Raw genomic sequence first — 26,345 nt, 5'->3', positions numbered from 1 at the left:
CCCGTCGCTGCGTCCGAGGGGGTCGCGATGCTCGACCCGACGCGCGAGGTGAGGTCGAGGACGCGGCCACCGGTGCCCTCGGAGGTGAGGTCGCGCAGCTCGCGGTGGGCGGCGCCGACGAGGCCGGTGATGCTGGAGCCGAGGGCGACGCAGACCGCCTCGAGCACCTCGGACGACGGCTCCTTGAGCCCCCGCTCCACCTCGGAGAGGTAGGCGACCGAGATGCCGGCACGCGCGGCGACCTCGGCGAGGGTGCGTCCCTGGCGGGTGCGCAGGCCGCGCAGGAGGCGTCCGTAGACCTCGCGCAACAGCGGCGTCCGGAGGGTGGTCTGGGGGCGCGGGGCGAGCTGGGTCATGGCGGTCTCCGATCTCGGTGCGTCCGTCCAGCGTCGCACGCGAGCGCTCGGAACGTGCCGACTGCGGCGACGGATGGCGTACGCCGTGGGCGAACTGCCCCAAACATGTTGACGGCGTTCACTTCGTCGATGAGGCTTGTCGGTGGTGACGCCTAAGGTCGTCGCACGCCGCAACTCACACCTCTCGTCCCACAGGCACGACTCACCCGGGGAGCCCGCACATGACCATCACCACCGACGCGCGCGCCGTGCGCGACCGGTCCACAGGTCCGGCCATCGAGGCCGAGCACCTCGTCAAACGCTTCGGCGACATGACCGCCGTCGACGACGTCAGCTTCTCCGTGCCCCAGGGCACGGTCCTCGGTCTGCTCGGTCCCAACGGTGCCGGCAAGACCACCACCGTCCGCATGATGACGACCCTGAGCCGCCCGACGAGCGGCTCGGCCCGCGTCGCCGGCCACGACGTCGCCCGCGAGCCCGAGCTGGTCCGCCGCAGCATGGGCCTCACGGGCCAGGCCGCCACGGTCGACGAGCTGCTCACCGGTCGCGAGAACCTCAGGATGATGGGCTCGCTCTACGGCCTGCCGGGGGGTGAGGTACGCCGTCTGTCCGCCGAGCTGCTCGAGCGCTTCTCCCTCACCGACGCCGGCAACAAGGTGGTCAAGGACTACAGCGGCGGCATGCGGCGCCGGCTCGACCTCGCGGTCAGCCTCATCGCCACGCCGCCCGTCCTCTTCCTCGACGAGCCGACCACGGGTCTCGACCCGCGCAGCCGCGTCGAGCTCTGGGACGTGCTGCGTGGCCTCGTGCGCGACGGCACGACGCTGCTCCTCACGACGCAGTACCTCGAGGAGGCCGACCAGCTGGCCGACCGCATCGTCGTCATCGACCACGGCCGCATCATCGCCCAGGGCACACCGCTCGAGCTCAAGGACCAGTCGGGCAAGGCCGCGATCGTCCTCACGGTGTCGCACGCCGACCAGCTCGAGGCGGCTCGCGCGCTGCTCGCCGCCCACGTCCCCGAGGTGCACGTCGACGTGGCGGCCCGTCAGCTGACCGCCCCGGCCGACGGGCTGTCCGACATGACGCGCGTCGCGACGGTGTTCGAGCGCAGCGAGATCGTGCTCGACGACCTGGGCCTGCAGCGGCCCAGCCTCGACGACGTCTTCCTCAGCCTCACCGGCCACCGCGCCGAGCCGCCGGCCGGCGACAGCGCCGAGACCCCCACCGAACCCAGCACGCAGACCGAGGAGCAGCGATGACCGACTCCGCAGTTCAGGAGGCCACGCGGGTTGCCCACGTCGAGCCCCACGACTTCCAGCCGCCCGGCTTCGTCCGCCAGGTCACGACGATGGTGTGGCGCAGCCTCAAGCACATCAAGCGACAGCCCGAGATGCTCACCGACGTCACGATCCAGCCGGTCATGTTCGTGCTGCTCTTCGCCTTCGTCTTCGGAGGGTCGATCGTCATCCCCGGCTTCAACTACCGGGAGTGGCTGATGCCGGGGATCATGGCCCAGACCATGGCCTTCTCCGCGTTCATCGTCGCGATCGGCCTCAACATGGATCTCGGCAAGGGCATCATCGACCGGTTCCGCTCGCTCCCGATCTCGCGGGGCTCCGTGCTCGTCGGGCGCAGCATCTACAGCATCATCCACTCGAGCATCGGCATCTTCGTCATGTCGCTCACCGGCCTGGCCATCGGCTGGCGCATCCACAACGGCATCGGCAAGGCGCTGCTCGCCTTCGCGCTGCTGCTGCTCTTCGGTTTCGCCATGATCTGGGTGGGCATCCTCGTCGGCTCGTCGATGCGCTCGCCCGAGGCGGTCAACGGTCTGATGTTCACGACGATCTTCCCGATCACGTTCCTGGCCAACACCTTCGCACCGACGGTGGGCATGGCCAGCTGGTTGCGCACCATCGCCGAGTGGAACCCGATCAGCTCGCTCGTCCAGGCGATGCGCGAGCTGTGGGGCAACGGCCCGGCAGCACTGCCCGACGCCGCCCTGCCCCTCCACTACCCGGTCCTCACGACCGTGATCTGGTCGGTCGCGATCACCGCCGTCGTCTCCCCGCTGGCCGTGCGTGCCTTCATCCGCCGCACGACCGACTGAGGCCGCGGTCGCAGGGCGCCGGCTCAGGCCGGCGGCATGCAGCGGACGACGGTGACGTCGCCCTCGAGGCGCACGTCACCGGCCCCGTACGGCACGAGCAGCACGTCGCCCCGCGCCACCTCGGTGGTGCGGGGCGCGTCCGTCCCGGTGGTCAGCACCCCGGCGCCGGCGACGACGACCGTCACGGCGAAGGCCGCCGCGCCGGTGGCCGAGGCTCCGGCATTCGCCCGCAGCACCTCGGCCCGGAAGTACTCCGAGGCCTCGTCCGGCAGGGCGGGGCCCGACGCCTCGACGTCGGTCCACCGACGGCGCAGCCGGTCCAGGCCGTCGGACGTCAGTGGCCCGAGGTCGACGCTCTCGAGGGCGCGCGGGAGGCCGAGCCCGAGGAACGCGTGTGCCTCCTCGAGGCCGAAGCGACGGTGCTCGAGCATGACGGACAGGTCGGTCGGCTCCTGCAGCTCGAGGACGAAGACCCCCTCGCCGATGGCGTGCGGCTGACCACCGGGCACGAGGACGGTGTCGCCCGCGTGCACCTCGATCCGGTTGAGCGCGGCGAGGAGCCGCTCGTCCTGGGCCTCGACGAGCCCGGCCAGCTCGTCGGCGGGCAGCTCGTCGCGGAAGCCGAGCCAGACGCACGCGCCGGGCTCGGCGTCGAGCACGATCCAGGCCTCCGTCTTGCCGTGGTCGCAGTCGAGGTGGGCCGCGGCGAAGGCGCGGTCGGGGTGGGAGTGGACGGGCAGCCGCTCACCGGCGTCGAGCAGCTTCGTCAGCAGGCCCGGCTCGATACCGTGCCTGGCGACGTGGTCGGCGCCGAGCCAGTGGTCGGAGTCGCTGGCGAGCGCGTCGGGCAGCGGCGTCCCGTCGGCGAGGACCGTGACGCCGTCCCCGCCCTCGGCGAACAGGCGCGTCGTCGAGGCGAGCCAGTCCTCGGGGCGGTGGCCGTCGAAGGCCTCCGGGACGTCGAGCCCGCGGAAGGCGAGGATGCGCTCGCCGCCCCGGTAGAACCGGTGGGGCGTGTTGAGCGGCAGGCGGGTCGGGTCGGACACGGTGGTCTCGGACACGGTGGTCTCGGACACGGTGGTGGTGCTCCTCGGGTCGGTGCTGGAGGTGCGTGGCGGGGTCATCGGGTCGGTGTCCCGCGGCGGATGCCGGAGGCGCGCACGATGAGCCGCGTCGGCATGACGACGGTCTGCGCCTGGGACTCGTCGCCGAGCAGCCGCGCGAAGAGCTGCTGGGCGGCCTTCTGTCCCATGGCCGCCGGGTCCTGGTGCACGACGGTGACCGGCGGGTCGATGAGCGCGGCGAGCTCGAAGTCGTCGTAGCCGACGAGCGACAGGGGCAGCCGTAGCTCGCGCAGGGCGAGCAGGGCGGCGAGGGTGATGCGGTTGTTGCCGGTGATGACCGCGGTGATCGGTTCCGGCCCGGTCGTCCACTGGCTCAGCGTCTCGTGCACGGAGACCGGCGTGTGCGGGCCCATCGAGACGCGTGGGCTGGCGGGCAGGCCCAGGCTCTGCTGCGTCGTCACGAACGCGTCTCGGCGCTGTCGTGCCGTCCAGAAGGCCGGGTCGTCGCCGTAGAAGGCGATGTTGCGGTGGCCGTGGGCGACGAGGTGCTCGACGGCGCTGCGGATGCCGCCGTGGTTGTCGCTGAGGATCGTGTCGCGCGGGGTGCCGCGCACAGGTCGGTCCATGTAGACGATGGGGGTGTGGCTCGCCTCGAGCACGGCGTCCGAGGAAGCGCTCTCGTCGGCGGGCACGACGACGATGCCGTCGACGCGGCGGCCCACGAGCGCCTCGATGACCGCGCGCTCGCGCGACGGCGAGCCCTCGGCGGAGGCCGTGATGAGCTGGTGCTGGCGGATGCGCGCCTCGCGCTCGACGGCCGCGCCGACCTGCGAGTAGAAGGGGTTGGCGAGGTCCTCCACGACGAGGGCGATGGTGAAGGTGCGGCCCTGGCGCATGAGGCGGGCACCGTCGTGGCGTCGGAATCCGAGTCGCTCGATGACGGCGCGCACTCGTTCGGCCGTGTCGGGTCGCACGCCCGGCTCGTGGTTGACCACACGCGAGACGGTCTTGACCGAGACGTGGGCCTCGGCGGCGACGTCGGCCATGGTCGGGCGGGCGGCTGTCCGGTGGTCAGACAACGCTGTCATGCCCGCAGTCTGACCAGCGAGCGCTCGGATGGCAACGCCACATCCCCCCGAAGTCTCGCCGCAGGGGCGTTCTGTCCGATCCGATGTCCTGACCGGACAAGATCGGTTCGGGCTGTTGACGCCCTTTGTCGGGTGCGGCGAGTCTCTGCCGGGTCGGAGGCGGCTCGGGGTCGCCGGCGCCGACCTCACATTCAGCACGGCTCAACGACGAGCACGGAGGAACCCATGTCCATGAGATCCGGGATCCACAGAGGCGTCATCGCCCTGGCAGTCCTGGCCACGTCGACCGCGGGTGCGGTCGCCGGTCCCGCTTCAGCGAACGCCGCCGGCAGCCCTGCCGCGGCGCCGCTCTCAGCACCCACCGCCGTCGCGGGCGCGGGTGACTTCTCGACCTCGTTCGAGACCGGTCAGCCGCAGCCCGCGCTGTCGACCGTCGAGGTCGGCCCCAGCGGCCCGCGGCAGCAGAACGTCTCCGGCACGGCGAGCGCCGACGGGAGCCTGCTCGGCTCGGTCGTCGGCGTCACCGCGAGCGCCGAGAACGCCCCGGGGGAGGTCGCGGCGAACCTCGCCGACGCCAACCCCGACAGCAAGTGGCTCGCCTTCGCCTCGAGCGCCTGGGTGCGCTATCAGCTCGGTACGCCGGCCAAGGCCGTCCGCTACTCGCTGACCTCGGCCAACGACTCCCCGGAGCGCGACCCGAAGGACTTCACGCTCCAGGGATCGGCCGACGGCACGACGTGGACCGACCTCGACCGCCGCACCGGCATCGACTTCTCCGGACGCTTCGCCACGCGCACGTTCGACGTGACGACGCCCGGGACGTACGCGTACTACCGCCTCAACGTGACCGCGATCCACTCGGGCGGCACCGTCCAGCTCGCCGACTGGGACCTCTCCGACGGCAGCACGGGCTCCGGCCCGGCGACGCCGATGAAGACGATCGTCGGCTCGGGGCCGATCTCCGGCTTCAACATCAAACCGCTCGTCGGCTGGAACGGCGTCAAGGCGCTGCGCTACTCCGGCGGTCACACCGCCGACGGCCGTGGCTACGCCTGGAACCGCCTCTTCGACGTCGACCTGCCGGTGACGTCGAAGACCCAGCTGAGCTACAAGATCTTCCCCGACATGATCTCGGGCGACCTCGAGTACCCGTCGACGTATGCCGCGCTCGACGTGCGCTTCACCGACGGCACCTACCTGTCCGACCTCGGCGCCGACGACGTGCACGGCGTCGCCGGCAGCCCGAGCGGGCAGGGCAAGGGCAAGATCCTCTACGCCAACCAGTGGAACGCCGTCACCCTCGAGGTCGGAAAGGTCGCGGCAGGCAAGACCATCGACCGCGTCCTCGTCGGTTACGACAACGTCGGCGGCGCCAAGAAGGACACGCGCTTCGGCGGCTGGATCGACGACGTCGCGGTGCAGTCCTCGCCGGCGGTCGTCGACGGCTCGGACCTGACGAACTACGTCGACGTGCGACGCGGCACCAACGCGTCGGGCGGCTTCTCGCGCGGCAACAACCTGCCGATCAGCGCGGTGCCCAACGGCTTCACCTTCTTCACCCCCGTGACCGACGCAAACTCGCAGTCGTGGGAGTACTACTACCAGTCGCAGAACAACGCGGCGAACCTCCCTGTGCTGCAAGGCCTTGCGGTCTCGCACGAGCCGAGCCCGTGGATGGGTGACCGCAACCAGATGTCGGTCATGCCGTCCATCGCGACGGGCACCCCGACGGGCAGCGCGTCCGGTCGCGGCCTCGCCTTCGACCACGCGACCGAGGTGGCGCACCCCGACTACTACAAGGTGGCCCTCGCCGGCGGCCTGACCGCCGAGACGGCCCCGGCCGACCACGGTGGCGTCTACCGCTTCACCTTCCCCGCCTCGGCGAGCAAGGGCAGCCTCGTCGTCGACACCCGAGACGACAACGGCACCTTCACGGTCGACGCGGCCACCGGCACCATGACCGGCTGGGTCGACAACGGCAGCGGCCTCTCCGCCGGCCGCAGCCGGATGTTCGTCTACGGCACCTTCGACCGGCCCGCCACGGCGGTCGGCACGGCGCCGGGCGGCCACGTCGGCACCCGCTACGCGAGCTTCGACACGAGCACGACCAAGCAGGTCACGCTCAAGCTCTCGACGTCGTTCATCTCGCTCGACCAGGCGAAGAAGAACCACGCGCTCGAGCTCGCCACCCGCGACTTCGACGCCGTGCGCGCGGCCGCCAAGACGGCCTGGAACGACCGTCTCGGCGTGGTCAGCGTCAAGGGCACCAACGACACCGAGCGGACGACGCTCTACTCCAACCTCTACCGCCTCAACCTCTACCCGAACAGCCAGTTCGAGAACACCGGCACGGCTGCGGCTCCGCACTACCAGTACGCGAGCCCGGTTGCGGCCAAGAGCGGTTCGGCCACCGCGACGACGACGAACGCCGCGGTCAAGGACGGCAAGATCTACGTCAACAACGGCTTCTGGGACACCTACCGCACCGTGTGGCCGGCCTACAGCCTGCTCTACCCGGAGGTGGCGGCCGAGATCGCCGACGGCTTCGTGCAGCAGTACCGCGACGGCGGCTGGGTCGCGCGGTGGAGCTCGCCGGGCTACGCCGACCTCATGACCGGCACGAGCTCCGACGTGGCCTTCGCCGACGCGTACGCCAAGGGTGTCAAGCTGCCCGACCCGCTCGCCGCCTACGACGCGGCGGTGAAGAACGCCACGGTGCTCCCGACGTCGAGCGCGGTCGGTCGCAAGGGCCTCGACACGTCCACCTTCCTCGGCTACACGAGCACCAACACCGGGGAGAGCGTGTCGTGGGGGCTCGAGGGGCTCGTCAACGACTTCGGCATCGGCACCATGGCGGCCAAGCTCGCCACGGACCCCGCGACGCCGGCGTCACGCCGGGCGCAGCTTGTCGAGGAGTCGAAGTACTTCCTCGAGCGCTCGACGCACTACGGCAACCTCTTCAACCCGAAGGTCGGCTTCTTCCAGGGCCGCGGCGCCGACGGGACCTTCCCGTCGAGCTTCGACCCCGAGGACTGGGGCGGTGACTACACCGAGACGAACGCCTGGAACTTCGCCTTCCACGCCCCGTTCGACGGCAACGGCCTGGCCAACCTCTACGGCGGCCGTGACGCGCTCGCGAAGAAGCTCGACACGTTCTTCTCGACGCCCGAGACGGCGACGAAGCCCGGCGGCTACGGCGGCGTCATCCACGAGATGCTCGAGGCCCGCGACGTCCGGATGGGGCAGCTCGGCCAGAGCAACCAGGTGAGCCACCACATCGCGTACATGTACGACTGGACCGGCCAGCAGTGGAAGACGGCCGAGAAGGTCCGCGAGATCATGCGACGCCTCTACGTGGGCGGCGAGATCGGCCAGGGCTACCCGGGTGACGAGGACAACGGCGAGATGTCGGCGTGGTACGTCCTCTCCTCGCTCGGCATCTACCCGCTCCAGGTCGGCTCGGCCAACTGGGCCATCGGGTCGCCGAAGTTCGAGCAGGTGCGGGTCAAGCGCACCCAGGGTGACCTCGTCGTCAACGCGCCGGGCAACTCGGAGCGCTCGATCTACGTCCAGGGCGTCACGATCGACGGCCAGAAGCACAAGAGCGTCTCGATCAGCCAGGGCGAGCTCACCGGCCCGACCACGGTCGACTTCGCGATGGGCGCCAAGCCGTCCGACTTCGGCGCCCGCGCCCAGGACGCCCCGCCGTCGCTGACGCAGGGCACCGAGGTGCCGAAGCCGCTCAGGGACGCGACCGGTCCCGGCCGCGGCACCGCGACGGCGACCGACCTCGCGTCGGGCGGCGACGCCAAGGCGCTCTTCGACAACACGTCGCGGACGTCGGTGGCCTTCACCTCGGGTACGCCGTCGGTGACCTTCGCCCTCTCGGGCGTCGGCCAGCGGGCGACCTGGTACACCGTCACCTCGGGTCCGAAGGCCGGCGACCCGTCGGCGTGGCGCCTCGAGGGCAGCAAGGACGGCACGACCTGGGTCACGCTCGACACGCGCACCGGCCAGTCGTTCCCGTGGCGGGTGCAGACCCGCCCGTTCCAGATCGCCCTCCCCGAGACGTACACGTCGTACCGTCTCGTCGTGACGGCCACCGCCGGGGGCGCGGCCGCCAACCTGTCCGAGCTCGAGCTGCTCACCGACGGCTCCAAGGCGCAGAACGCCGGGATCAAGGTCTCGGCGGCCGAGCCGTTCGAGGTGACCGAGGACACCGCGTGGACCGGCGCGGTGGCGACGTTCTCGGGTGGTGTCGGCCAGGGCACCGACCCGGCCGGCACGGCGACGGCGACGATCGCGTGGGGTGACGGGTCCAGCTCGGCCGGCACCATCGAGGCCGGCGACCTGGGCTCCTACACCGTCCGCGGCACCCACACGTGGGCCGAGCCGGGGCCGTACCAGCCCAGGGTCACCGTCACGACGGCGAACGACAGCGGCTCCGCGCTCGGCGGCGTCACCGTGCACCAGGCGTCGGCGCCGGCGTATGCCGCCGGGTTCGACTCGGTGTGCTTCGGCAACGTCGGCGACTCGGTGCCGTGCGACGGGGACCGCGCGGGCCTGTCCCGCGAGGCCCTCGCCGCAGTGGGCGGGGTGCCGGGCAAGCTGCTGACGGTGCCGGGGACCGACCTCCGGTTCTCGATGCCGGGGATCCCGGTCGGCGAGAAGGACAACGCCACCGGCGCCGGCCAGACCCTCCCGGTGACCCTCGCGCCGGGGGCGACGAAGCTGTCGCTCATCGGCACGGCCACCCAGCGCAACCAGGACACCACGGCCACGGTCCGCTTCACCGACGGCTCGACGACGAGCTACCCGGTGCAGTACGGCGACTGGTGCGGCTCGCCGCAGTTCGGCAACGTCGTCGCGATCCAGATGGCCTACCGCCTCAACGGCACGGGGACCGACAGCTGCCAGGTCAAGCTCTTCGCCACCACGCCGCTCACGGTGCCGGCCGGCAAGACGGTCGAGTCGGTCACCCTGCCGACGCAGACCGGTGACCCGGCCACGGCGGGACGGATCCACGTCTTCGCGGTCGCCGACAACGGTTCGGCTCTCGAGGTCAAGGCTGCCGCGGGTGTCACCGCGACGACCGGCACCGACACCGACGTCACGCTCGGCACGGCGTCGGGCGGCGTCCCCGCCGACACCGGCTACACGGCTCGGGTGCAGTGGGGCGACGGCACCGTGACGGAGGACGCGACCGTGACGGTCGGGTCCGACGGCACGGCCACGGTGGCAGGCGGCCACACGTGGGCCACCGCCGGCACCTACACGGTGCGGGTCCTCGTGTCCGACTCCCGGTCCGACGTGCTGAGCTCGCTCACGGTCACGGTCGGCTAGCCCACCGGGTCACCACCGGGCACCACAGCAGAGCGGCGCGGGGAACACGCCTCCCCGCGCCGCTCTGCTGCGCTCAGCCGAGGTTGTGGTCGAAGTCCATGCGGTGGGTGCCGTCGGCGTCGACGTGCAGCCGGACGGTGCCCTCGATGCCGGCCAGCTCCTCGGTGCCGCTGCCCGGCACGATGAGGCCGTACTCGTTCGAGCGGTCCGCGCCGCTGGTCGAGGCGGCGTGCACGAAGTTGAAGGCGCCGTGGCGCCCGCCGACGGTGCCCTCGAAGGACTCGAGGGCGACGTACGTGCCGACACCGGAGGTCTGGTCGAAGGCCGACGTGAACTGCGTGACGCTGCGCCCCTCGACGTCACCGGCATACGCCTTGCGCATGCGCAGGTGCCCGGTGGGCAGCGCCGTCGTCACGTCGGGGACGTAGTCGGTGACGTCGAAGTCGGACGTCGTGAAGGTCGAGGTGCTCAGCATGAGCCCGACGCTATCGACCCGAATGCCGTTGGGCTAGAACGTTTCCGACGGGTCAGCCGTGCGCCACGTCGTCGAGCAGCTGCTCGATCGTGCGCCGGGCCATGGCGGAGAACCCCGGATTGGTGCGCTCGTAGTACGGCACGATGTGGGCCGCCTGCGTCAGGGCGTGGCCGCGGGCTCGCTCCCAGGTGCCCTCGTCGACACCGAGTGCCTCGCGGTATGCCGCCCGGCCCGTCCGGGAGAACATCGTCCACGCCGCGATCGTGTCGGCCGCCGGGTCGCCGACGCCGACGCTCCCGAAGTCGAGGACGGCCTCGAGCCGTCCACCCCGGACGAGCACGTTGGGTGGCAGCAGGTCGCCGTGGAGCCACACGCGGTCCGAGCTGGAACCGATGAAGACGGGGGCCTGCATCGCGCGGTCCCACGCGGCGAGGGCGGCGTCGGCGTCGACGAGATGGCGGGACCGCTGCAGGGCGTCCCGGGTCGAGGCGTCGACCTCCGCCAGCGGCCGGCGCCCACCCGGAGGCGCGTCCGGGGGAGCCGGCACGGCGCGCAGGGCGGCGACGAAGGCGCCGAGGTCGGCTGCCGCGCGGGCCTCCTCCACTGCGCCGACGGCATACGGACTGCCGGGCACCCATCGGAACACCGCCCACACGTGGGGGAACTCGCTGGTCGGTTCCCCGACCGCCACGGCTTCCGGGACGGTGAGCGGGAGGGACGGCGCGAGCCGGGGCAGCCACTCCAGCTCCCTGGCCAGGTCGTGCGCCCAGGCCGCGACCCGCGGAAGGCGCACGTAGAGGTCGTCGCCGAGGCGGACGATCGCGTTGACGGTCCCGGTCGACGCGAACGGCCGCACGGGGAGGTGGGCGAGGTGCGGGAGCTGGTCGGCAAGGAGGCGACGGACAAGGTCCTCGCTGACCACGAGCTCGTCCGCGTGCATCCGTGCGGTCACACGGCGCGCATGCGGTTGTTGCGGGCGCCGTGCTCGACCTCGGCGAGGCCGAGCTCCTCGAGCAGGGGAGGCAGGTACATGCCGACGCGCCCTCGGTAGCCCTTGCGCAGGCCGTACCAGCCACCGAGCGGGTTGGTCTCCGACCGCGCCCAGGCCTCCACGGTCCCCTCCTTCGCCGGCTTCTGCTCGTCGGCCGACCCGAGCGGGACCCAGTCACCCTGCTCCCGCAGCCAGGCGTGGAGGTCGTCGACGACCCTGGCGTCGTACGTCAGCCGCGTCGATCCCACCTGGCAGACGAGCTGCGCCGGCTCGGCGCCGTCGTCGCGGCTCATCGTGTACTCCGAGGTGCCCGGCGGCGTGCGCAGCACCCACGGGTCGTCGGCGCTTCCGGTCCCGCTCACGGTGTCCTCCTGGTCTCGACGTCGTCGCCCACCTTTCCACTCCCGCGTCGTCAGGACGGCGTCAAGATCGCGTCAGGATGCAGGCGAAATGGCGAGCTGTCCCTGCCGGCGGGTGTTGCGTGGAGTCATGACCACTGACTGGCTCGCCGATCACCGCGCCTGGACGCGGTGGGGCTCCCTGCTCCTGCCGATCGTCGTGGGCGCGGCCCTCGGCCTGTTCCGCGACGGGATGAACCAGAGCACCGCGGCCATGGTGCTCGTGCTCACGGTCGTCGCGGCCGCCGCCACGGGCGACAGGGTCGCCGGCATCATCGCCGCCCTCTCGGCCGCGGGTGCCTTCGACTTCTTCCTCACCGAGCCGTACTACTCGTTCTCGATCCATCACCGGGACGACCTCGAGCTCGCCGTCGCGCTCGTCGTCGTCGGTCTCGCCGTCACGGAGATCGCGCTGTGGGGACGTCGCCAGCAGGCCGCGGCGCAGCGCCGCGACGGGTACATCTCCGGTCTGACCCACCTGCTCGATCTGCCGCCGGACACGACCGAGCACGCCCGGGCCGACGCCATCGGGACCGCGATCACCACGGTGCTCGGCGCCGACCGGTCCACGTGGGACGCCGGCCACCCCCGCTGGAACGACGCCGTCATCGGCGCGGACGGCCAGGTGACCACCGGCGGGCGACGCCTCCCCGTCGACCGGGTCGGGCTGCCCACGGACGGCTACACCGCGGTCGTCGTCCGTCGCGGCACCGACCTCGTCGGTCACTTCCGCGTGACGGCCTCGACGCACGTCGCGCGACCCACGACCGAGCAGCTGCGCGTCGCCGTGCTCCTCGCGGACCGGATGGCGAACGCACGAGCGCCGCGGCCCGCCACCGAGGAGGGGATGGCGGGACGCGACGCAGGCGTGCGGGCGCGAGGGACCGGCATCGTCGGCGACCCGTTCGCAACCCCTGAGTAACCTAGGCGGCCGCGAGGGACCGTTGGGTAAAGAGTGAGTCAGGAAATGCTGGGAGCGCCCTGAGTGTCGCGGCCCGGGTCAGGCAACCCTTGCCGCGTTGTAGAGCGTCTCCTCGACGGTGCCGAAGTACGGCCCGTACATGACGTTCTTCTCGCCGCGGTAGCCGAAGCTGTTGAGGGAGTTGAGGACGCCGCCGGTGATCCAGCCGCCACCCGACGAGCCGCCGGTCATGCTGCACGGCAGGCGGTTGTCCGTCGAGCCCCGGGTGTCCTTCGTCGTGGGCCCCGAGCAGCGCCACAGGGTCTGGCCGTCGTAGGGGCTCGCCTGCGGGTAGCCGTAGGCGTCGAAGGTCCGGTTGTAGCCCAGGTTGAACGCGATGGGGTAGGCACCGCCCACCGTGGCGGCGAGCGTCTTGCCGCCCATCTGGTTCATGACGGCGAAGCCGATGTCGTGGTTGAAGTCGCCGCTCGTGCGCCATTCGGAGGTGGTCAGCAGGGTGCGCGCTGTGAACGTGCCGTAGGGGCGGACGCCGTTCTCGTACTTCGGGACGAAGGCGAAGTTCGTCACGTAGGCCCCGGGCCCCTCGTTGACGCAGTGCCCGGCCGTCGTCACGAGCGAGCCGGTGCCGCTCGCGGTGACGGTGCCGGAGCACACGTAGTTGAGGCCCTTCTCGGTGAAGAACACCTTGCCGAAGAGCGGCGAGGCGGGCACCTGCACTGCCGTCGCGCTGCTCGTGCCGCCCCCGGGCTTGCCCTGGAGCGGGACGTACTTGTTCTCGCGCGGAATGGCGCTCTTCATCCGTGCCGGGGTCCAGTAGGCCGTGATGCGCTGCTGCTCGGCCAGGGTCGTCGCCGCGGCGTGGCTGTCGACGTGGCCGCTCGTTCGCGCGGCGGTCGCGGTCGGCGCCGCGGAGATGGTGAGCGCCAGGGCCCCGGCGCCCAGTGCCGCCGTGGCGGTCCTGATGATCGTTCGCATGAGTTCCTCCGTCGAAGCGGGGGATCGCCGGCCAACCCCCGAGTGGCGATCCACCTCGCACGGTAGGCCGCTCCCGACCTCTGGCGAGGGTTGTCGGGGTAAAGACGTCGTCAAGACGTCAGACGTGCGACCGCAGCCAGGCGATGTCGGCGCTCTGGCCCTCGAGCCCGCCGGGGGTCTCGCACACGACCGGAGCCCCGGCCGCGCGGATGACGCCCGCGAGCGCCTCGCCCGCGATGTGCCCGGAGCCGAAGTTCGTGTGCCGGTCGGCGCCCGAGTCGAACTCGTCGCGCGAGTCGTTGGCGTGGACGAGGTCGATGCGCCCGGTGATGGCGCGCACCTCGTCGACGACGGTGCCGAGGTCGTTGCCGCCGGCGTGGGCGTGGCACGTGTCGAGGCAGAAGCCGACGTCCTCGCTCCCGGACGCCCGGCCGATCGCGTCCCACAGCCGGGCGATGGCCTCGAGCCGGCGGGCCATGGCGTTGTCGCCGCCCGCGGTGTTCTCGATGAGCAGCGGCACGGGCAGGTCGAGCCCGTCGATGCACTTGCGCCAGTTGTCGAATCCCGTCGCCGCATCCTCGTCGGCGCCCAGGTGGCCGCCGTGGACGATGACGCCCTTGGCGCCGATCTCGGCGGCAGCCGTCAGGTGCTGCTGGAGCAGCTTGCGGCCGGGGATGCGGATGCGGTTGTTGAGGCTCGCGACGTTGATCGGGTAGGGCGCGTGGACGTAGAGGTCGACGCCCGCGGCATCGGCGTCCGCCTTGAGCGCCTCCGCGCCACCGGCATACCGGACCACCGGGCCCTTGTAGCTCTGCGGGTCGCCGAGGAAGAGCTGCGATAGCGAGGCCCCGCGCGCCTTCGCCTCCGCGATCGGGTCCTCCTGGTCGACGTGCGCACCGATGTGTAGAGCCATGCCGCCAGCGTATGCCGCCCGGCCGACACCGATTTCCCGTGGCCGTGTCGAGGTGGCGCGGTCCCGTTCGACGTGAGGGCATGACGACGACAACGCAGACCCAGCCCACGACGACCACGACGTCGACGCGCCGCCAGTGGCTCGCCCTCGGGGTCCTCGCCCTGACGGCCCTGCTCCTCTCCCTCGACGTCAGCGTCCTCTACCTCGCGCTGCCGGAGCTGTCCGCCGACCTGGGTGCCAGCACGACCCAGCAGCTGTGGATGCTGGACATCTACTCGTTCGTGCTCGCCGGCTTCCTCGTGACGATGGGGGCCGTCGGTGACCGGATCGGTCGCAAGCGCCTCCTGCTCATCGGCGCGGTGGCCTTCGGCATCGCGAGCGCGGCCGCCGCCTACGCCTCCACCCCCGGTCAACTGATCTTCTGGCGGGCCGTGCTCGGCATCGCGGGCGCGACCCTCATGCCGTCGACGATGGGCCTCATCCGCACCATCTTCACCGACGAGAAGGCGATGATGACGGCGATCGGCGTCTGGTACTCGTGCTTCATGGGCGGCATGGCCGTCGGCCCGCTCGTCGGCGGCGTCCTGCTCGAGCACTTCTGGTGGGGATCGGCGTTCCTGCTCGGCGTCCCCTTCATGCTGCTGCTCGTCGTCGTCGGTCACCGCGTGCTCCCGGAGTCCGACCGCCGGGCCGGTGCGCCCGTCGACGTCGCCAGCTCGGTGCTGTCGCTCGCCGCGATCCTGCCGGTCATCTACGGCTTCAAGGAGATCGCCCGGGGCGGCGACACGACGACCGCCCTGCTGACGATGTCGGTCGGCTGCGCGCTCGGCATCGTCTTCGTCCGTCGCCAGCGACGCATCGCCAACCCGCTCGTCGACCTCGCGCTCTTCCGCAGCCGCGCCTTCTCCACGGCGCTCGCGGTGATGCTCGTCGGTGGCGTGGTCATGGCGGGTGTGTCGTTCCTCAGCTCCCAGTGGCTGCAGCTGGTCGCGGGTCTCGACCCGCTCGGTGCAGGCCTGTGGATGCTCCCGGCCAACATCGCCCTGCTCATCGGCGCGTCGTCGTCGGCGCGGATCGCCCAGCGGCTCGGCACCGCGCGCACCATGGCCACGGGACTGGTCGTCTGTGCCACGGGTCTCGCGCTCTACACGCAGGTCGGCCCCGCCCAGGGCCTCGGCCTGCTCGTCTTCGGGATGTGCCTGACCTCGTTCGGGATCATGCTCCCGTCGACGCTGACGATGGGCGTCATGATGCAGTCGGCGCCGCCGGAGCGTGCCGGGTCGGTCGCCTCGATGTCGGAGACCTCCGGTGAGTTCGGCATCGCCATCGGCATCGCCGGGCTGGGCTCGCTCGCGACGTTCGTCTACCGCGACCAGCTGGCGCCGTATGCCGCCACGCACGCGTCCGACGCGACCACCGCCGCGCTCGACTCCCTCGCCGGCGCCGTCCGGACCGCGACCACGCTGCCGGCCGCGGCCGCCCACGAGCTCGTCACGGCCGCGCAGGGCGCCTTCACGACGAGCCTCGGCGTCGTCGCCGGCGTCGGCGCCGTGCTCTTCGTGGCCTGCGCGGTCATCGCCCTGCGGGTCCTGCGGACCCGCTGAGGTCCGGATGCTGGCCGAAGGTTGCATAACCCGACCTTATGTAGTCAATAATGTGGGGATGAGTTCCTCGCGCTTCCCCGCTGTCGTCGACGACGTCACGGTCCGTCTCATCGCGGCCGTCGTGCTCGTCATCGGCGTCATCGCCCTCGCGACGCAGCAGTGGTGGCTCTACGCCGTCCTCGCCGTCGACTTCAGCTTGCGGGCCGCGCTCGGACCCCAGGCCAGCCCGATCGCCCGGCTCGTCCAGCGGTGGATCCGACCCGCCGTCTCCGCGCCCAAGCGACCCACGGCCGGCCCGCCCAAGCGGTTCGCGGCGACCATCGGAGCCGTCATGACGGTCGCCGCGACCGTGCTCTGGGTCGTCGCGCTCGTGACCGGGTCGTCGGGGGCCACCGCCGGCGTCGTCGTCATCGGCGCCGTCATGGTGCTCTTTCCGGCGCTCGAGTCGATCTTCGGCATCTGCGTCGGCTGCATCCTCTTCTCCGGCCTCATGCGCCTCGGTGTCATCCCCGACGAGGTCTGCCTCGAGTGCGCGGACATCACCAAGCGCCGCGATCGTCTCGTCGCCGAGCGGACGGGCCAGCAGGCGGCCTGAGGCTCACCCGGCGGCGGCCCGCAGCTTCTCGAGCAGCGGTCCCGCGGCCTCGTCGAGGAAGCGCTCCTGGGCGTCCCCGCCGATCTGCACGAGCGCGATGTCGGTGAAGCCGGCCTCCCAGTAGGGGCGCACGGCCTCGACGACCGCATCGAGGTCGGGCCCGCAGGGGATCGACGCCGCGACGTCGTCCGGCCGCACGAACTGAGTGGCGCCGGCGAAGCCCGCCGGGGTCGGCAGGTCGGCGTTCACCGACCAGCCGCCGCCGAACCAACGGAACTGCTCGTGGGCCCGGGCCACCGCCGCGTCGCGGTCGGGGTCCCAGCTGATCGGGACCTGGCCGATGGCGCGCGCGCCGGAGCCGATCCGCTCGGCCCCGTCGGTGCGGTTCCACGTGTCGACGAGGTCGGACTCCGGCTGCACCGCGATCATGTGGTCGGCCAGCGGGGCGAGGCGCTCGATCGACGCGTCGCCGCTCACGGCGACGGCCACCGGCACGAGGATGTCGGGCAGGTCCCAGATGCGCGCCGAGTCGACGTCGAAGTAGTCACCGTGGTGGGTCACGAGCTCACCCGAGTGCAGCTCCCGGATGATCTCGATCGCCTCGACGAGCATCTCCTGCCGTGTCGCGACGCCCGGCCAGCCCTCGCCGACGACGTGCTCGTTGAGGCTCTCGCCGCTGCCGAGGCCCAGCGTGAAGCGGCCGTCGGAGAGCAGCTGCATTGTCGCCGACTTCTGGGCGACGACGGCCGGGTGGTAGCGCATCGTCGGGCACGTCACGTAGGTCATGAGCTCGAGGCGCTCGGTGGCCTGCGCGACCGCGCCGAGCACCGACCACGCGTACGGTGCGTGTCCCTGCTCGGTCAGCCAGGGTGAGTAGTGGTCGCTCGAGACCGCGAGGTCGAAGCCCACCTCCTCGGCGCGCACGGCCCAGCGGACGAGGTCCTTGGGGCCGCTCTGCTCGGTCATCAGGGTGTATCCGAAGTTGGTCACGCAGGGGACCTACCCATTCTCGGGGGCACAGCGTGTACAGGGTCTGTCCACAGTTGTGGACAGGTCTGTGGATCGCGGCCCGTCGCGTCAGGACGGGCGGTGCCTCCCGAGGAAGGTCCGGATGGCCTCGCGCGGCCGGTCGCGCAGCTCGGTGCCGTGCGTGAAGGCCGCGACGTCGTAGTCGAGCTCGCCGAGCAGGTGGGCGGTCTGCTGCGTCATGCGGAAGTCGGTGCAGAACGCCTTGACCGGCCAGCGCAGCCCCATGACGTTGAAGATGGCGTCGCCCGTGATCAGCGTGCGCGACTCCTCGTGGAGCAGCGAGACGTGGCCGGGGGAGTGGCCGGGCGTGTGCACGACCCGCAGGCCACCGGCGATCGGCAGCACCTCGCCGTCGGTCATCTCGCGCTCGACCGTGAGCGGCTCGAAGTCGCGACCGGGCCGGGAGAAGCGGTCGATGAGCCGGCCGAGCAGGAAGCTGCGGTCACGCGGCGGCGAGGACCCCTCGACGGCGTATGCCGCGTCGCCGTGGTGGATCGTGAAGCCGCGCCCGGTCTCGCGGGCCACGTGCGCCGCACCGCCCGCGTGGTCGGGGTGGGCGTGCGTGAGCAGCAGGCGGGTCACGTCGGACGGGGCGGCCCCGATCGCGCCCAGGGCGGCGATGACCTTGGGCCCCGAGCTGGCCAGCCCCATGTCGACGAGCGTCACCTGGCCGTCGTCGTCGCGCAGGATGAACCCGTTGACGAAGTCGCGCACGAGCGGGATGCGCCAGACGTTCGGCGCGAGCGGAACCACGAGGTCCTTGGCCATGGGCCGACCCTAACCGCGACCGGTGTCCCGCGCTCGCGCTGTCGAACGTCGGGTGAGACGGGCGGGCCCGGTGGGTAGGAGCCGAGGGTGGCGGTCGACGTCACCCGAGACCAGAGGAGGGCCAACGTGGCCAAGCGAGTCGCATTTCTCGTCGCGAACGAGGGCATCGAGCAGGTCGAGCTGACCGAGCCGTGGAAGGCCGTCACCGACGCCGGGCACGAGGCCGTCGTCGTCAGCCCCGAGGCCGGCGAGGTGCAGATGTTCAACCACCTCGACAAGGCGGACACTCGGGCGGTCGACGTGACCGTGTCCGACGCGAGAGCCGAGGACTACGACGCGCTCGTGCTGCCCGGCGGCGTCGCCAACCCCGACAACCTGCGCACTCACGCCGGCGCCGTCGCGCTCGTGCGTGACTTCGTCGCCTCGGGCCGTCCTGTCGCGGCGATCTGCCACGCCCCGTGGACCCTCATCGAGGCCGACGTCGTCTCGGGCCGCCGCCTCACGTCGTGGCCGAGCCTGAAGACCGACATCCGCAACGCCGGAGGTGAGTGGGTCGACGAGTCGCTCGTCGTCGACGGCAACCTCATCACGAGCCGCAACCCCGACGACCTGCCCGACTTCTGCGGCGCCGTCGTCGAGGCGCTCGAGCACGGCTCGGCCGCCGCCACGTCGGCGCCCTCCGCCTGAGACCGGCGGCCTGGCTCCTCAGCCGAACCCGTGGCGGGCGAGCGGATGGAGCAGCTCGCGCTCCTCGTAGGCGAGGTGTGACAGGAGCGTGTCGGTGAGCAGGTCGAGGGCGCGCTGGATCTCGTCCAGGGACTCCTGCCCGGCGCGGCCGTAGGCGTCGGCGCCCACGAGCCCGACGAGCGCGTCGTCGACCTGCTCGAGGACGTCGGCGATGACGTGGTGCTCCTCCTCGAGCCGGTCGATGACGGGTCCCAGGTCGGGCTGGGCGCCGCGCAGGTGGACGAAGATGCTGCGGTCCTCGAGGGTGTGGTGCCCGGTCACGAGACGGCAGTACGTCTCGCAGTAGGCGCCCAGGGTCCAGTTGTTCTGCCGCATCGCCATCGTGTTGATGACCGACCTGGCGGCCCCGGTCGACATCGAGCCGCGGCGCACCTGCCCCACGACGTCGCGCAGCTGGGCGAGCTCGCCGCGCAGGTGGTCGTGGACGTCGACGAGGTGCTGCGGCACGGCCTGCTCGGCGGGGGAGTATGCCGCGTCGTCGGGTTTCGTGGTCACCGGTCGGTCGTCCTCGCGCCACGGCAGGCCGGCGCTGAGCCGGGTGCCGTGGTCGGGGGTCGGGCGCACCTGGAGCGACTGCCGAGCGGACCCCTCCACCGGTGTCGAGGGAGATGTCCGGTGCGGCGCCGGGGGCTCGCCGGCTCGTCGGGCGCGCTCGTGGTCCACCGCCGCGCGGGCGGCCGGTGCGACCTCGTCGGCATAGCGGCGCACGACGTCGGGGTCGTCGGTGCCGAGGATGAAGGTGCTCATGCCCTCCGTCAACGCGAGCCCAGCCAGCTGTTCGGCCCAGTCGTCGGCCGTGCCGCGGAGGAAGCCGCTGCCGGTGCCGAACTGGCCGAAGACGTTGTACATCCGGCGGATGGCCTGGGGCCCGCGCCCGGCCCGGTCGGCGGCCTCGTCGATGACGGCGTTCATCGCACCGAGCGCGTCGGGGTCGGCGTAGCCCATGCTCGGGAGCCAGCCGTCGGCGTGGCGGGCCGTGACCCGCAGCATGCGCGGCTTGTAGGCGCCGAGCCAGATCTCGACGTGGTGCAGGGGGAGGGGCCCGGCGTGCATCCCTGCGACGGCGTAGTGCTCGCCCTCGACCGTCACCGACCGCGCGCCGGGCCGGTCCGGGTCCTGCCCCCAGACGCCCCGGATGACACGGATCGCCTCGACGAGGGCGTCGACCGCCTCCCCGGGCGTGCGGCGCTCGCCGCCCGCGGCCACGATCGCGTCCCAGAAGGCACCGGTGCCCAGACCCAGCTCGGCGCGGCCGCCGCTGATGACGTCGAGGGTCGCGACCTGCTTGGCGAGGCCCACGGGTGGACGAAGAGGCAGGTTGGCCACGTTGGCCGCGACCCGGATCGCGTTGGTGCGAGAGGCGACCGCCGTCAGCAGGGTCGAGGTGTCGAGGTGCTTGGCGTTGTAGGGGTGGTCCTGGACGGTGAACACGTCGAGCCCGACGACGTCGGCGAGCTGCGCCAGCTCGAGTGTCTCGCGCACCCGTGACGCGTCGGGGCTCGCGAACACCCCGAACTGCAGATCGTGTCCGTAGTCCATGCGGTCAGCGTGGCATACGCTCCGGGGCATGAACGGGGACGACGCCGCCGTCGAGGCGCTGCGCGCGCTGATCCGCATCCCGACGGTCTCGGACTGGGACCCCGCGCGCGAGGACCGGACGACGTTCGAGGCACTCCTGGCCGAACTGCGCGAGCGCTTCCCACGCCTGCACGCGGACTGCGAGGTCGAGCGCATCTGCGGCGACGCCCTGCTCGTGCGTTGGCCGGGCCGGACGCGCGAGGCGCCGGTCGTGCTCATGGCGCACCTCGACGTCGTGCCCGTCGACGACCCCGACGCGTGGACGCACCCGCCCTTCGCGGCCGACCTCGCCGACGGGCACGTCTGGGGCCGAGGGGCGCTCGACTGCAAGGGGTCTCTCGTGGCGACGTGCCGGGCGGTCGAGGACCTCATCGAGGAGGGCGTCACACCCGGTCGGGACGTGTGGCTCTCGTTCGGCTGCAACGAGGAGGTGTCCGGGCGCGCTGCGAAGGACGCCGTCGCGATCCTGCGCGAGCGGGGCGTCGAGCCGTGGTTCGTCATCGACGAGGGCGGCGCCATCGTGGAGGGCGCCCTCCCCGGGGTCGACGCACCCATGGCCGTCATCGGGGTCTCCGAGAAGGGCACCGTCGACGTCGACCTCACCGCCCGCGGCGATGGCGGCCACGCCTCCGCGCCGCGCCGGATGGGCGCCACGAGCAGGCTCGCGCGCGCGATCCTGCGCCTGGAGCGCAAGCCCTTCCCGAGCCACCTGCCCGACGCCACCGTCGACATGCTCGAACGCGCCGGCGCCCATGCGCGTATGCCGTATGCCGCGGTCTTCGGCCACGCGCGCCGCCTACGCCCCGTGCTCTCCCGGGTCCTCCCACGGCTCGGTCACGAGACCGCGGCCCTGACGCGCACGACGGTGGCCGTCACCCAGCTCTCGGGGTCTGCGGGCGCGAACGTCATCGCCGCGACCGCGCGCGCCCACGTCAACATGCGGGTCATGGTCGGGGAGACCGTCGACGGGGCCGTCGAGCGGATCCGCCGCACCGTCAAGGACCCCCACGTCGAGGTGACGCTGGTCAGCGGCGACGAACCGAGCCCGGTGTCGCCGACGGACGACACGGCATACGCCCTCTTGGAGTCGACGGTGGGAGACGTCTTCCCGGGGACCGTCGCGGTGCCGTACGTCATGCTCGCGGCCACGGACTCGCGCCACTTCCACCGCGTGTGGCCGCGCGTCTACCGGTTCACGCCGTTCCGGATGACCGACGCGCAGCGCGCCTCGATCCACGGCGTCGACGAGCGCATCGGCGTGACCGACCTCCACGACGGCGTCGCGTGGTACCGCCGCCTCATCGAACAGCTCTAGTCGAAGCAGCCTGAGAGAGAACAGGATCCGCATGTCAGACAGCACGGCCGTCTCTGACGCCGCCCGGGCCGTGGCCCGCAGCCCGATCACCAAGGTCGTCGGCTTCCTCATCTGCGTCGAGCTCGCGAGCGGCGTGCTGCAGGGCTACTACACCCCGATCTTCACCGACATCGCGCGCCACCTGTCGATCAAGGACGCGGACGTCAACTGGTTCGAGGCCGCCCAGCTCATCGTGTCCGCGCTCGTGGTCCCGCTCCTGGCGCGGCTCGGAGACCTCATCGGACACCGCAAGGTGCTCCTGCTGTCGACGGTCGTCACGGCGCTCGCGTCGTGGGGTGTGGCGTTCGCCCCGACCTTCGGTCTCTTCCTCGTCGCGTGGGCGATCCAGGGCTTCTACGTCGTGTGGCTGCCGATGGAGGTTGCGATCATCCACCGCCGCACCGGCGGCTCCGAGCGGCGCGTCCGCGGTGCGGCCGGCCTGCTCGTCGCGGGACTCGAGCTCGGCGTCATCGCGGGTGCGCTGACCAGCGGTGCCCTCGCCGAGTCGCTCGGCATGACGGCCCTGCTTGCGCTGCCGGCCGTCGTCGTCACGCTGGCCCTCGTCGCGATCTGGTTCGGGGTCGAGGAGTCGCCGGTGCTCGCGCACGGCTCGGTCGACTGGCGCGGCTTCTGGCTCGTCACGCTCGCACTCGGGCTCGTCATGGGCGGTCTCGTCATGCTGCGCGTCGTCGGCCCGGGCAGCCCGTGGCCGTGGGCGCTCGTCGTGGCGGGCCTCGCCGCGCTCGTGCCGTTCGCGCGCGCCGAGCTCGCGCACCCGGAGCCGCTCGTGGACCTGCGCATCCTCGGGGCGCGGGGCCAGTGGCCGGTCCAGGCGACGGCCTTCCTCTTCGGGGTCTCGGTCCTGGGTGCCCAGATCCCGCTGTCCACCTTCGCGCGCACGGACCCGGCCGTCACGGGCTACGGCCTCGGCGCGTCGGCCGGCAAGGTGTCGATCATCATCGGCGGCTACGTGCTGTCGCTCGCCGTCGGCGCCCTGCTGCTCCACCTGCTCGCGCACCGGACCGGGACGCGCGTGGCGATGGTCGTGGCGGCCGTGCTCGTCGCGGCGGGCTACCTGCTCTTCCTGCCGTTCCACGACACCCTCGCCCAGACGATGACGAACATGGTCATTGCCGGCCTGGGGTCGGGCGCCCTCGTCGCGGGCCTGCCGACGGCCGCCGCGGCCCAGGCGCCACCGACCCACACCGGCCTGACGACGGGCATGACCAACACGACGAAGACGATCGGCGGGGCCTTCGCCTCGAGCGTCTTCGCCATCGCCCTCGCCTCGACGGGCACGGTCGACGCGGAGGCGACGGCGCACGCGTCGCTCTCCGGCTACCTGACGGTGTGGGCGATCTGCGGTGTCACGGCGCTCGTCGCCGCGGTCTTCCTGGCGGTCGTCCGACCGGTCAGCTCCCGGTCCGCTGTCGCTGTGCCCGGGTGAGCACGTCCTGGGCCACCTGGGTCACGGACGTCGCACGCTGCACGGCCTCGGTGACGAGCAGCTCGTAGGCGGTCGCCGTGTCGACGCCCTGCAGGTGGGCGAGGGCCCCCTTGGCCTGCTCGATGACGACACGACCGAAGAGCGCCTCACGGAGGGATTCGGTGATCTGGCGCTGGTCGATCGACTGGGTCTGCAGGATGACGATGGTCGACATGTCGGTGAACGCCTGCGCCATCTCGCGCTGGGACTCGTCGAGGGCGGCGTCGCTCTGCGTGAAGATGTTGAGCGCGCCGAGGGCTCGCCCGTGCCACACCAAGGGGAAGGCGTGCACGGCGCCGAAGCCGGCGCGCACGATCGCCTCGCCGGAGACCGGCCAGCGGAGCTGGATCACGCTGGCGCCGAGGGCGACCACCGGCGATGCCGAGCGGTAACACTCGACACAGGGCCCCTCGTCCTGGCCCACCTGGAGGGCCTCGAGCTCGGCGACCCGGTGCGACGTGGAGACGAGGAGCTCGAGCGTGTCGTCGGGTGCCTGCACGATGAGCCCCATCGCGTCGACGCCGAGCGAGGACGAGCCGTCGCGCAGCAGGCGCGTCAGCAGGTCGGTGACGTCGTGTCGGTCGACCATGGCGGCCGTCGCCTCGGCGAGGACCTGGCTGGTCGGTTTCGGGTTCATTCGGGGTCCTTCGTCGTCGGGCCCGTGTCGGAGAAGTCGAGAGCACGGTCGAGCACGAGCGCTGCGATCGCCTCTACGGTCGTGTCCTGCGAATAGGCGTGGGCCCGGATGACCGCCATGGCGTCCACCGGGCTGATCCCCAGCTGCGCGACGACCATCCCGACGGCCTGGTGCACCTGCTGGCGCACGACCCACGGGCCGACGTCGTCGGTGAGCAGCGCGTCGTGACCGAGCAGCGCGGCGCCGACGGCATCCGCGAGGAACTGGGCGAGGACGGGGTCGCCGCCGACGGCCTCGGGTGACTCGTCGTAGACCATGACGACGCCGAGGGCGCGGTCGTCGGGTCGCATCGGTACGGCGCAGACCCAGAGCTCGCCGAGCTCTTGACGCGCGGTCGACGAGAAGTGCTCCCACGGTGTGGGGTGGCGCAGGTCGGCCGTCACGACGCGCCGCGAGGTGAAGGCGTCCCAGCCGGGGCCCTCGCCGAGCACCTCCTGCAGGCCGTCGAGGCGTGCGACCGTCGGGTCCGTCGCGCAGAGCGTGAGGCGGTCGGGCTGGTGGTAGCCCAGGGTGATGGCGGCCCCGGCGCCGCCGAAGACGTCGACGAAGGCGTTGCACAGGCGAGCGGGCAGGGGGAGGCGGTCGACGTCGCGCGCGATGCCACGGGTCAGGGCCGCGAGGATGGCGGCACGGTGCCGCGGGTCCGGGCCGAGACCGTCATTCGTCATGGGACTCCGGCCTGGCTGGACCGGACTCCGTGGCGTGGGCGGGCGTGTCACGCACGGTGAGACGCTCCTCTGAGGGGGTGGCGGTCCGGCTCGTGCCGGACCACCCTTCGACTCTACGCCGCGACGGTGACCCGGCCGGGCCTGCCCGGCGCGGCCCAGCCCCGCCCGGCCGGTGGTCAACGCGACGGGCGCGGTGGTGTCATGGAGCCATGGACATGCCCAAGCACAGCGACGAGGCCAAGGCCCACTTCCGCTCCCTCGTGACGGCCGCGCCCGGAGTGGAGGTCAAGCCGATGTTCGGCAGCCTCGGCGCCTTCGTCAACGGCAACATGTTCGCCGGGCTCTTCGGACCGAACGTCGGGGTCAAGCTCGACGAGGCGGGGCTGGCCGAGCTGCGGGCGATGCCGGGCAGTGGACCTTTCGGGCCCGAGGGCCGACCGATGGGGGGCTACCTGTCGCTCCCGGCCGACCTCACCAACGCCGACCAGTCGGCGTGGGTCGACCGCGCCCGCGACCACGTCGCGACCCTGCCGCCCAAGGTGAAGAAGCCGAAGAAGTAGCGGACGAGATGGCCACCCCCACCACCGAACCGAGTGGGCCCGCAGACCTGCGGGCCCTGCTCGGCGACGAGCCCGGGGTGGAGCTGCGCCCGATGTTCGGCACGCTCGCCGCGCTCGTGGACGGGCACGTCTTCGCCGTGGCGATGGACGACGTGGTCGGGGTCAAGCTCGGCCCCGATGCGCTCACCGAGCTCGCCGCCGCGCCAGGCTCGGGCGTCGTGAGGATGGGCGACCGGCAGATGAAGGCCTACCGCAGCCTGCCCGCCGGCATGCCGTCCGCGGAGCGCCGCGCGTGGTTGCTGCGGGCACGTGAGCACGTCGCGAGCCTGCACGCCTGACAAGACCACGCNTGGGTCGTCCTCGGATCGGGTGAGCGCTGCTGGTGTGGCAGGTTGCTCGGGCGGTGATTGTGGCTGTGGGTGTCGTGGTGGTGGTGGGGGCTCGAGGCCGTCGCGCCAGTTCATGGGGTGGGTGGTGTAGGTGCGGCCGGTGAGGGTGGTCCATTCGAGACCGTCATCGAGGCCGTCATCGGGGCCGTCGTCGGGGACTGGTCGGGAGGTCCAGATGCCGTCGGTCTTGGTGTTGTGGTGCCAGCGGTGTTTGGCGTGGAGGTTGCCGACC

Annotated in this window: 24 protein-coding genes; 11 read left to right on the top strand and 13 right to left on the bottom strand. The window is 71.9% G+C overall.

What is annotated here, in order from left to right; genetic code table 11:
* Nucleotides 1–356, bottom strand: a 356-nt coding sequence (locus ASG96_RS17340; protein ID WP_082591857.1) for a helix-turn-helix domain-containing protein, incomplete at its 3' end; no start/stop codon positions are given.
* Nucleotides 357–577: 221 nt separating this feature from the next.
* On the opposite strand from ASG96_RS17340, the gene ASG96_RS17335 reads away from it, so the two are divergent.
* Both ASG96_RS17335 and ASG96_RS17330 read left to right on the top strand, forming a co-directional pair.
* A complete protein-coding gene (locus ASG96_RS17335) occupies nt 578–1,618 on the top strand; it encodes an ATP-binding cassette domain-containing protein (RefSeq protein ID WP_056751139.1) in 1,041 nt (346 codons plus the stop codon).
* Nucleotides 1,615–2,469 (top strand): ABC transporter permease, encoded by an 855-nt coding sequence (locus ASG96_RS17330; RefSeq protein ID WP_056751141.1) that lies wholly within the window; start codon nt 1,615–1,617, stop codon nt 2,467–2,469. Before ASG96_RS17335 ends, ASG96_RS17330 begins: the two co-directional genes overlap by 4 nt.
* Nucleotides 2,470–2,492: 23 nt before the next feature.
* Here the strand turns inward: ASG96_RS17330 and ASG96_RS17325 are convergent, their stop codons facing one another.
* A complete protein-coding gene (locus ASG96_RS17325; protein ID WP_235509213.1) occupies nt 2,493–3,545 on the bottom strand; it encodes a class I mannose-6-phosphate isomerase in 1,053 nt (350 codons plus the stop codon).
* Nucleotides 3,546–3,589: 44 nt separating this feature from the next.
* The gene (locus ASG96_RS17320; RefSeq protein ID WP_235506354.1) at nt 3,590–4,621 is read right to left on the bottom strand and encodes a LacI family DNA-binding transcriptional regulator; all 1,032 of its coding nucleotides are present in this window, start codon (nt 4,619–4,621) and stop codon (nt 3,590–3,592) included.
* 225 nt (nt 4,622–4,846) lie between these two features.
* Between ASG96_RS17320 and ASG96_RS17315 the strand changes: the two genes are divergently transcribed.
* Nucleotides 4,847–9,964, top strand: a complete 5,118-nt coding sequence (locus tag ASG96_RS17315) for a GH92 family glycosyl hydrolase (protein WP_235509212.1) — start codon at nt 4,847–4,849, stop codon at nt 9,962–9,964.
* A 73-nt stretch (nt 9,965–10,037) separates the two neighbouring features.
* On the opposite strand, the gene ASG96_RS17310 is transcribed toward ASG96_RS17315, so the two are convergent.
* The 3 genes from ASG96_RS17310 to ASG96_RS17300 are packed head-to-tail and all read right to left on the bottom strand — an operon-like array spanning nt 10,038 to nt 11,792.
* The gene (locus ASG96_RS17310; RefSeq protein ID WP_057588747.1) at nt 10,038–10,439 is read right to left on the bottom strand and encodes a DUF3224 domain-containing protein; all 402 of its coding nucleotides are present in this window, start codon (nt 10,437–10,439) and stop codon (nt 10,038–10,040) included.
* A gap of 52 nt (nt 10,440–10,491) precedes the next feature.
* Entirely contained in the window at nt 10,492–11,391 is a 900-nt protein-coding gene (locus ASG96_RS17305; RefSeq protein WP_200962713.1) for an aminoglycoside phosphotransferase family protein, read from the bottom strand.
* Nucleotides 11,388–11,792, bottom strand: coding sequence for a DUF6855 family protein (locus ASG96_RS17300; protein ID WP_057588746.1), 405 nt, complete (start codon nt 11,790–11,792; stop codon nt 11,388–11,390). Before ASG96_RS17300 ends, ASG96_RS17305 begins: the two co-directional genes overlap by 4 nt.
* A 127-nt stretch (nt 11,793–11,919) precedes the next feature.
* Here ASG96_RS17300 and ASG96_RS17295 point away from each other — a divergent pair, with 127 nt between their 5' ends.
* Entirely contained in the window at nt 11,920–12,750 is an 831-nt protein-coding gene (locus ASG96_RS17295) for a DUF4118 domain-containing protein (protein ID WP_057588745.1), read from the top strand.
* Nucleotides 12,751–12,828: 78 nt separating this feature from the next.
* Here the strand turns inward: ASG96_RS17295 and ASG96_RS17290 are convergent, their stop codons facing one another.
* Both ASG96_RS17290 and ASG96_RS17285 read right to left on the bottom strand, forming a co-directional pair.
* A complete protein-coding gene (locus ASG96_RS17290) occupies nt 12,829–13,725 on the bottom strand; it encodes a serine protease (RefSeq protein ID WP_235506356.1) in 897 nt (298 codons plus the stop codon).
* Nucleotides 13,726–13,843: 118 nt separating this feature from the next.
* Nucleotides 13,844–14,638 (bottom strand): deoxyribonuclease IV, encoded by a 795-nt coding sequence (locus ASG96_RS17285; RefSeq protein WP_056751157.1) that lies wholly within the window; start codon nt 14,636–14,638, stop codon nt 13,844–13,846.
* An 80-nt stretch (nt 14,639–14,718) separates the two neighbouring features.
* Here ASG96_RS17285 and ASG96_RS17280 point away from each other — a divergent pair, with 80 nt between their 5' ends.
* Together ASG96_RS17280 and ASG96_RS17275 are read left to right on the top strand one after the other, a co-directional pair.
* On the top strand, nt 14,719–16,242 hold the full coding sequence (locus tag ASG96_RS17280; protein WP_057588744.1) for an MFS transporter: 1,524 nt from the start codon (nt 14,719–14,721) through the stop codon (nt 16,240–16,242).
* A 58-nt stretch (nt 16,243–16,300) separates the two neighbouring features.
* Complete coding sequence (locus ASG96_RS17275) at nt 16,301–16,837, top strand: DUF4395 domain-containing protein (protein WP_057588743.1); 537 nt, start codon at nt 16,301–16,303, stop codon at nt 16,835–16,837.
* Between the two features lie 3 nt (nt 16,838–16,840).
* On the opposite strand, the gene ASG96_RS17270 is transcribed toward ASG96_RS17275, so the two are convergent.
* Together ASG96_RS17270 and ASG96_RS17265 are read right to left on the bottom strand one after the other, a co-directional pair.
* A complete protein-coding gene (locus ASG96_RS17270; RefSeq protein ID WP_056751166.1) occupies nt 16,841–17,827 on the bottom strand; it encodes an LLM class F420-dependent oxidoreductase in 987 nt (328 codons plus the stop codon).
* An 87-nt stretch (nt 17,828–17,914) separates the two neighbouring features.
* Entirely contained in the window at nt 17,915–18,634 is a 720-nt protein-coding gene (locus ASG96_RS17265; RefSeq protein WP_056751169.1) for an MBL fold metallo-hydrolase, read from the bottom strand.
* A gap of 126 nt (nt 18,635–18,760) precedes the next feature.
* Between ASG96_RS17265 and ASG96_RS17260 the strand changes: the two genes are divergently transcribed.
* Nucleotides 18,761–19,321 (top strand): type 1 glutamine amidotransferase domain-containing protein, encoded by a 561-nt coding sequence (locus ASG96_RS17260; protein WP_057588854.1) that lies wholly within the window; start codon nt 18,761–18,763, stop codon nt 19,319–19,321.
* 18 nt (nt 19,322–19,339) lie between these two features.
* On the opposite strand, the gene ASG96_RS17255 is transcribed toward ASG96_RS17260, so the two are convergent.
* Complete coding sequence (locus ASG96_RS17255; protein ID WP_057588742.1) at nt 19,340–20,920, bottom strand: LLM class flavin-dependent oxidoreductase; 1,581 nt, start codon at nt 20,918–20,920, stop codon at nt 19,340–19,342.
* A 28-nt stretch (nt 20,921–20,948) separates the two neighbouring features.
* Here ASG96_RS17255 and ASG96_RS17250 point away from each other — a divergent pair, with 28 nt between their 5' ends.
* Nucleotides 20,949–22,274: a M20/M25/M40 family metallo-hydrolase gene (locus ASG96_RS17250; RefSeq protein ID WP_057588741.1), complete on the top strand. Its 1,326-nt coding sequence runs from the start codon at nt 20,949–20,951 to the stop codon at nt 22,272–22,274.
* Between the two features lie 31 nt (nt 22,275–22,305).
* Nucleotides 22,306–23,760, top strand: a complete 1,455-nt coding sequence (locus ASG96_RS17245; protein ID WP_056751178.1) for an MFS transporter — start codon at nt 22,306–22,308, stop codon at nt 23,758–23,760.
* Here the strand turns inward: ASG96_RS17245 and ASG96_RS17240 are convergent.
* Together ASG96_RS17240 and ASG96_RS17235 are read right to left on the bottom strand one after the other, a co-directional pair.
* Entirely contained in the window at nt 23,726–24,436 is a 711-nt protein-coding gene (locus tag ASG96_RS17240) for a GAF and ANTAR domain-containing protein (RefSeq protein WP_057588740.1), read from the bottom strand. The genes ASG96_RS17245 and ASG96_RS17240 overlap by 35 nt on opposite strands.
* Nucleotides 24,433–25,164 carry a GAF and ANTAR domain-containing protein gene (locus ASG96_RS17235; protein ID WP_057588739.1) on the bottom strand — a complete coding sequence of 244 codons (732 nt, stop codon included), beginning with the start codon at nt 25,162–25,164 and terminating at the stop codon, nt 24,433–24,435. Before ASG96_RS17235 ends, ASG96_RS17240 begins: the two co-directional genes overlap by 4 nt.
* A 209-nt stretch (nt 25,165–25,373) precedes the next feature.
* Here ASG96_RS17235 and ASG96_RS17230 point away from each other — a divergent pair, with 209 nt between their 5' ends.
* On the top strand, nt 25,374–25,724 hold the full coding sequence (locus ASG96_RS17230) for a TfoX/Sxy family protein (protein ID WP_057588738.1): 351 nt from the start codon (nt 25,374–25,376) through the stop codon (nt 25,722–25,724).
* Nucleotides 25,725–25,732: 8 nt separating this feature from the next.
* Nucleotides 25,733–26,062 carry a TfoX/Sxy family protein gene (locus ASG96_RS17225; RefSeq protein ID WP_057588737.1) on the top strand — a complete coding sequence of 110 codons (330 nt, stop codon included), beginning with the start codon at nt 25,733–25,735 and terminating at the stop codon, nt 26,060–26,062.
* The last annotated feature ends 283 nt before the right edge of the window (nt 26,063–26,345 follow it).

Source organism: Terrabacter sp. Soil810, from assembly GCF_001429645.1.
GTDB lineage: Bacteria > Actinomycetota > Actinomycetes > Actinomycetales > Dermatophilaceae > Terrabacter.
The sequence above is the reverse complement of the archived record's forward strand: the minus strand, read 5'-3'. Positions and strand labels throughout refer to the sequence as shown.